The organism is Dongia sp. (assembly GCF_041910485.1).
Lineage (GTDB): Bacteria > Pseudomonadota > Alphaproteobacteria > Dongiales > Dongiaceae > Dongia.
The window spans coordinates 39,495-46,108 of record NZ_JAYRQR010000019.1 but is presented as its reverse complement, the minus strand read 5'-3'; the positions used below and the strand labels follow the sequence as shown (position 1 = coordinate 46,108).

Here is a 6,614-nt window from a genome sequence, read left to right as displayed (position 1 = left end):
CTCCTCGGCATCGTCATCGGCGTCGGCTCCGTCGTCGCCATGCTGGCGGTGGGCGAGGGGGCGACCAAGGACGTCATGGCGCGCATCAACGCGATGGGCAGCAATCTGCTGGTCATCCGCCCCGGCATGCCCAACCAGCGCGGTCCATCGGCCGGCGGCATCACCTCGCTGGTAGCCGAGGATGCGGCGGCGATCGAGGGTCTGGGCAATGTGCGGGCGGCCGTCCCGGAACAGAATGGCAGCGTCACGCTGCGTTTCGGCAATACCGACTATCAGACCCAGGTCACCGGTACCACCGACGGGCTGCCGATCATCCGCGACTGGGCCGTGACGCAGGGTTCGTTCTTCACCGATGCCGATACCGACGGCATTTCCGCCGTGATCGTGTTGGGCCAGACGGTGGTGAAGAACCTGTTCCCGACCGGAATCGATCCGGTGGGGCAGGTGATCCTCGTCAGCAACGTGCCGTTCGAGGTGATCGGTGTGATGGGGCCAAAGGGTGCCGCTTCTTTCGGCCAGGATATGGACGACAGCGCCTTCGTGCCCTTGAGCACGGCGAGCCTGCGCCTGTTCGGGCAGCGCAATCTGCGCTCGATCACCGTCTCGGTTGCCGACGAGACCCTGATGAACGATGTGCAGGCCAAGATCTCGGCGCTCCTCATCGAACGCCACCGGCTGGAAGATTTCCAGATCCGCAACATGGCGGCGATCGTCGAGGCGGCGTCGCAGACCGCCGGCACCATGACCATTCTGCTGGGTTCCATTGCCGCCATCTCGCTGGTGGTGGGCGGGATCGGCGTCATGAACATCATGTTGGTCAGCGTCACCGAGCGCACGCGCGAGATCGGCATCCGCATGGCGACGGGTGCCCGCACGCGCAACATCCTGCAGCAATTCCTGGTCGAGGCGGTGATCGTCTCGGCGCTGGGCGGGCTCATCGGCGTCGGCATCGGCATCGTCTCGGCACTCGTCATCGGTGCCTTCGGCATGAGCATCCAGTTTTCCGTTCCCACCATCATCCTCGCTTTCACCTGTGCCGCCGCCGTGGGCCTCATCTTCGGCCTGATGCCGGCGGTGAAGGCCGCTCACCTCAACCCTGTCGCCGCCTTGGCCAGCGACTGAGATCATCCGATGCGCCCATCACCCTTTCTGCTTCTGCTCCTCGCGCTCCTCAGCGGCTGCGATCTTCTCGCCGAGCCGACCGAGCCCAAGATCGTGTCGCCTGCCACCTGGGTATCTCCGCAGCCCAGTGTCACGACTGCCGACATCTGGCCGGCCGCCGATTGGTGGCACGGCTTCAAGAACGCCGAACTCGACAGCCTCATCGCCGCTGCCAAGGCCGACAATCTCGATATCGGGATGGCGGAGGCGCGCATCGAACAGGCCGAGGCGCAAAAGCGATCGGCCAGCTCCGGCTTGTGGCCGCAGCTCGGCCTCGGCTTCGATGCCTCGCGCCGGGGTCCGCTCGATGCCGACGCCGTGGCGGCCGAAAACAGCAGCGGCGGGGGTGGCGCAACCGCGCCGGCGCTCGACAGCAATTCCTTCGGCCTCTCATTGACCGCGTCCTATGAGGTGGATTTCTGGGGCCGGGTCCGCTCGCAGCGCAATGCCGCCGAGGCATCCTTGCTGGCCTCGCGCTTCGACCAACAGACGGTGGCGCTGACGGCCACCACGTCGGTCGCCACCACCTATCTGCAGATCCTGTCGCTGCGCGACCGCATCGCCATCGCCGACAACAATCTCGCCAATGCCCGCGACGTGCTGCGCGTGGTCGAGGCGAAGGCCCGGCTCGGTGCCGTCTCGCCGGCGGACCTTGCCCAGCAGAAGGGCGTGGTGGCGGCCCAGGAAGCGGCCCTCGCCCCCCTGGAACAGCAGGAGCGGGAGAATATCTATGCCCTCGCCTTGCTGCTGGGGCGCAATCCCGAGGACCTCGCCGTGAAAGCGCGCTCGCTGGATGAGGTCGCGGTGCCGCCGCTGGCGACCGGCCTGCCGTCGGAACTGCTCACCCGCCGCCCCGACATCGCCAAGGTCGAGGCGGATCTGGTCGCGGCGGACGCCAATGTGGTTGCGGCGCGGGCGGCGATGCTGCCCAGCGTCAATCTCTCTGGGGCGCTCAGTCTGGAGACCGCCGTGCTCTCGACACTGTTCGGCCCGGCCGGTGCCGCCTACAGCGTCGCCGGCAGCGTCATGCAGACGATCTTCGATGGCGGCAAGCTCGCCGCCGATGCGGATCTCGCCGAGGCTCAGCGCAAGGAACTGATCCTCAACTATCGCAGCGTCATCATCACGGCCTTTTCCGAGGTCGAGAATGCGCTGGCGGCGATCCATGCCCTCGACCGGCAGTTCGCCCTGCAGAAGGTCCAGGTGGACCAGGCCGAGATTGCCTTCCGCATCGTGCGCACCCGCTATCGTGGCGGCAGTGACGATCTCGTCACCCTACTCGATGCCCAGCGCACCCTGTTCGATGCCGAGGACAGCCTGGGGCAGCTGCGGCTCCAGCAGCTGCAGGCAATTGTCACCCTATATAAGGCGCTGGGCGGTGGCTGGCGTCTGCCGACACCGGCCGATGCCGTATGAAGCACGTGTGAGGTTCGGCCGAAAGAGTTGTTGAGAATAATTCTTATTATCGATAGTTTGCGGCGGGATTTGCTCCAAGCGGTGGGGCAAGGGGCTGCAAATGCACGATTTCGAGGCGCTTTTTCGGCGCCACAGCAAGGATTTGCGCAGGTTTCTGCGGCGCCGGCTGGCCTGTTCGGACACGGCCGCCGATCTGGCGCAGGAGGCGTTCTACCGGCTGATGCGCGCCGGTGGTGCCCCGGATTCGGCTGACGCGCGGGCCTATCTCTTCCGCATCGCCGCCAATCTCGCCACCGACCACCAGCGCCAAAGCCGCCGCCATGTGACGGGGGAAGGCGCCGAATTGACCCTGGCTTCCATGCCGGATCCAGGTCCTTCGGCCGAGCGGCGCGCGCTTTCCCGTGAGGAATGGCAGGTGCTGCTCGGCGCCATCAGCCGCTTGCCACCGCGGGGGCGCCAGGTCTTCCTGCTCCACAAAGAGCAGGGGCTCAGCCATGTAGAAATCGCACAAGCTCTTGGAATATCGAAGAATACAGTCATCGTTCACATGATGAGGGGGCTCGCCCAATGTCGCCGCGCCCTGGCCAAGCATCGCACGGTCGGCCTTTCGGAAAATATTCCGCACAGGCGTAAAATTCCCAGTAATGGTCAGCCTCATCCCATTCGTCTTACCAATGTCTGCAAATGCGAATGACTCGCGTTTGCTAGTAAGTGGATGGGGCGGATTTCATGGATCACGGGGCAAAGGTGCCGGCGCCTAGGCGGCGGCGCGCGTTCAATCTCAATGTGGCGTTGCTGGTGGGCGGGGCCGTCGCCGGGGCTGGTGTCGCCCAGGCGGACGAAGCGACGCCGGGCCAGAACTGGCAGCGGCGCCTGTCCGAAATTTCCGCCGGCGATGCCTTGCGCATGGAGACATTCGCCACCCAGATCGCCCAGGCCGGCACTGTTGCCGATTTCAATATCCCGGCGCAGCCGCTGGGCCAGGCGCTCGCCGCCTTTACCGACAAGACCGGTATCGCCGTCATCGCCGACGCGGCTCTGCTCGAGGGGGTCACGTCGGCCCCTGTCACCGGTTCCATGACGTCCGACGACGCGCTGCGCGCGCTGCTGGCGAATACGGGCATCAGCTATGTGCCGACCGGCAACAGTGCGGTGACGCTGCAGAAGGTTGCAGCCGGCGGCACCCAGGATTTGGCGCCGATCGATATCGAAGACCGTGCCGAGGCGGAACCGCTCAGCGACGGCTACAAGCCGCTACGCGCCGGTACCAGCAAAAACACGCAGCCGCTGCTCGACACGCCCAAGACCGTGGTCGTCATTCCCGAAAAGCAGATCGAGGATCGCGGCATCACCGACATGAAGCAGGCGCTGCGCACCGTGCCGGGCGTCACCATGAACCAGGGCGAAGGCGGCACACGCGGCACCAATTTCCGCATCCGCGGCTTCGACGGCAACCGCAGCGACAATTATGTCGATGGTGTACGCGACGCGACCGTGGGCAGCTTCAAGGACACGTTCAATTACGAGCAGATCGAGGTGAACAAGGGGCCGAGTTCGACCGTGGGCGGTCGCGGTTCGGCCTCCGGTGCGATCAATTCCGTTACCAAGGCGCCCAAGGCGGAAACTTTCTACGATCTCGACGGGACGCTCGGCACCGACAACACCAAGCGCGTCACGGTCGATCTCAACCAGGAGATTCCCGAGGAATATTCGGGGCTGGCCGGCACGGCCGTGCGCCTCAACGGCATGTGGCATGATTCCGATGTGGCGGAGCGTGACATCACGACCAGCGAGCGCTGGGGTGTTGCGCCTTCGATTGCCGTGGGTCTTGGCGAGCCCTTCACGGCGACACTCAATTACATGCATGCCGAATCCGACAACATACCGGATTACGGTCTGCCCACATTCCATAACGAAGTGCTCGATGTCGATCGCAGCAACTTCTACCACCAGAAAAATGTCGTTCAGGAAAACAGCAACGTTGACGTCGTGGGCCTCAAGCTGGAATACGAGGCGACAGACTGGCTGAAGCTCACCAACCAGACGCGTGCGCAGTGGAGCGACGTCTTCAGCATCGCCGGCCATGTCCGTGCCGAGCAGGGGACGACCACCTACTATCCTTTCGTCAACGTCAATCACGGCGCGCGCAAATACGAAGACGAATATTACAACAATCAGACCACGGCGGATCTCGACTTCGACACCGGCCCATTCTCGCATGAGATGCTGCTCGGTTTCGACATCAGCCGCGAAAAGCGCCACGTCCAATCTTATGCGATCCGTATGCTGGGCAAGGACGGCGTCTGGTATTCGACCGCGCCCAATGTGAGCGTCACCGATCCGGACAATGACTTTATCGTCGACTATGAACTGTCGGCGACGACCAGCACCTATTATACGGGCGACACAAAGGCGGTTTACGGCTACGACACGATCAGCTTCCTCGACGACATGTTCGAGGTGAATGGCGGCCTGCGCTACGAATGGCTGGATGCGCGGACGGTGCAGACCGTTGGCCCCGATCGGAGCAACAAGGGCGGGTATCTGAGCTGGCAGGCCGGCCTTGTCTTCAAGCCGGTCGAGAATGGCAGCATCTATTTCGGCTATGGCAGTTCGTTCACGCCGCAGGATGCCGACCTCTCGGTCTCGACGACCATCCCGACCGAACAGGCGAAGGCCTTGGAATCCGAAACCTTCGAGTTCGGGACCAAATGGGACCTGCTCAACGAGAAACTCTCGGTCACGGCAGCGATCTTCCAAACCGAAAAGGATGGTCAGCTCGTCAACAATGGCGATTCGACCAACCCGGACTATGCCGTCACCGGCAAGCAGCGCGTGCGCGGGGTTGAGCTCGGTGTCAACGGCGAGGTGATGGAAGGCTGGAACGTCGCCGGCGGCTACACTTACATGAAGGGCAAGATCCTGCAGGAGGCGAGCGCCAACGACGCCGCTGTCTTCCGCAACATGCCCGCTCACGCCTTCTCGTTGTGGACGACATACGATCTGCCTTGGTGGGACCGCGATGTCACCGTCGGCGGCGGCGTCACCTACATGGGTACCCGCAAATATGCCTTTGGCAATGCCGACGAGAAGAACATCGACAGTTACTGGCTGTTCGACCTGATGGCCCAATACCGCCTGACCGAGAACGTCCAGTTCCAGTTCAACCTCTACAACCTGACGAATGAATTCTACGTGGACCAAGTCGGCGGCGGCTTCGTAACGCCGGGCGCTGGGCGCACAGCTCTCTTCACCACCAGCCTGAAGTTCTGAGCGCCGAAAAATCGACTGTCGAGCAATGCCCCGGCCGAGCAATCGGCCGGGGTTAAGCCAGTTTAGGGAAGAAGACAAAATGCTTGTGAGAATACCGAATGTCCTGACACCGGCCGAGGTGGCCCATTGCCGCCAAAGACTCGAAGCGGCCGACTGGGTCGATGGTCGCGTCACGGCGGGTCAGGGCTCGGCCAAGGTCAAGCGCAACACGCAATTGCCGGAAGAAGGCGAGGTGGCTACCGAGCTCGGCGATCTCATCCTGACCGCGCTTGAAGCCAACCCGATGTTCGTCTCCGCGGCTCTGCCGTCGCGCGTCTTCCCGCCGCTCTTCAATCGCTATGGTCCCGGCGACGGGTTCGGCGCCCATGTCGACAATGCGATCCGGCAGGGGCTTGAGGCGGAGACGCGCATCCGCACCGATCTCTCCTGCACGCTCTTTTTCAGTGGGCCCGAGGAATATGACGGTGGCGAGCTCGCCATCGACGATACATATGGCACGCACCGGGTGAAGCTCGCGGCGGGCGACATGGTGCTCTATCCCTCGACCAGCCTTCATGCCGTGACGAATGTGACGCGCGGCTATCGCTATGCCTCCTTCTTCTGGCTGCAGAGCATGGTGCGCGAGGACGCGCAGCGCACGCTCCTGTTCGATCTCGACCGCGCTATCCAGGGCCTTGGCGCCGATCATCCCGAGCATGCCTCGGTCGTGCCCCTGACGGGCATCTATCACAACCTCCTCCGCCGCTGGGCCGAGATCTAACCGG

General features: G+C 63.5%; 5 protein-coding genes. All 5 read left to right on the top strand.

Annotated elements, in window-relative coordinates; translation table 11 throughout:
• On the top strand, positions 1-1,122 hold a 1,122-nt coding region (locus tag ACE3PP_RS06180), incomplete at its 5' end, for an ABC transporter permease (RefSeq protein ID WP_374379250.1).
• 9 nt (positions 1,123-1,131) lie between these two features.
• Positions 1,132-2,577, top strand: coding sequence for an efflux transporter outer membrane subunit (locus ACE3PP_RS06175; RefSeq protein WP_374379248.1), 1,446 nt, complete (start codon positions 1,132-1,134; stop codon positions 2,575-2,577).
• Positions 2,578-2,677: 100 nt separating this feature from the next.
• Positions 2,678-3,271: an RNA polymerase sigma factor gene (locus ACE3PP_RS06170; protein WP_374379245.1), complete on the top strand. Its 594-nt coding sequence runs from the start codon at positions 2,678-2,680 to the stop codon at positions 3,269-3,271.
• 35 nt (positions 3,272-3,306) lie between these two features.
• Positions 3,307-5,850: a TonB-dependent siderophore receptor gene (locus ACE3PP_RS06165; protein ID WP_374379242.1), complete on the top strand. Its 2,544-nt coding sequence runs from the start codon at positions 3,307-3,309 to the stop codon at positions 5,848-5,850.
• Between the two features lie 79 nt (positions 5,851-5,929).
• Positions 5,930-6,610, top strand: coding sequence for a Fe2+-dependent dioxygenase (locus ACE3PP_RS06160; protein WP_374379239.1), 681 nt, complete (start codon positions 5,930-5,932; stop codon positions 6,608-6,610).
• The last annotated feature ends 4 nt before the right edge of the window (positions 6,611-6,614 follow it).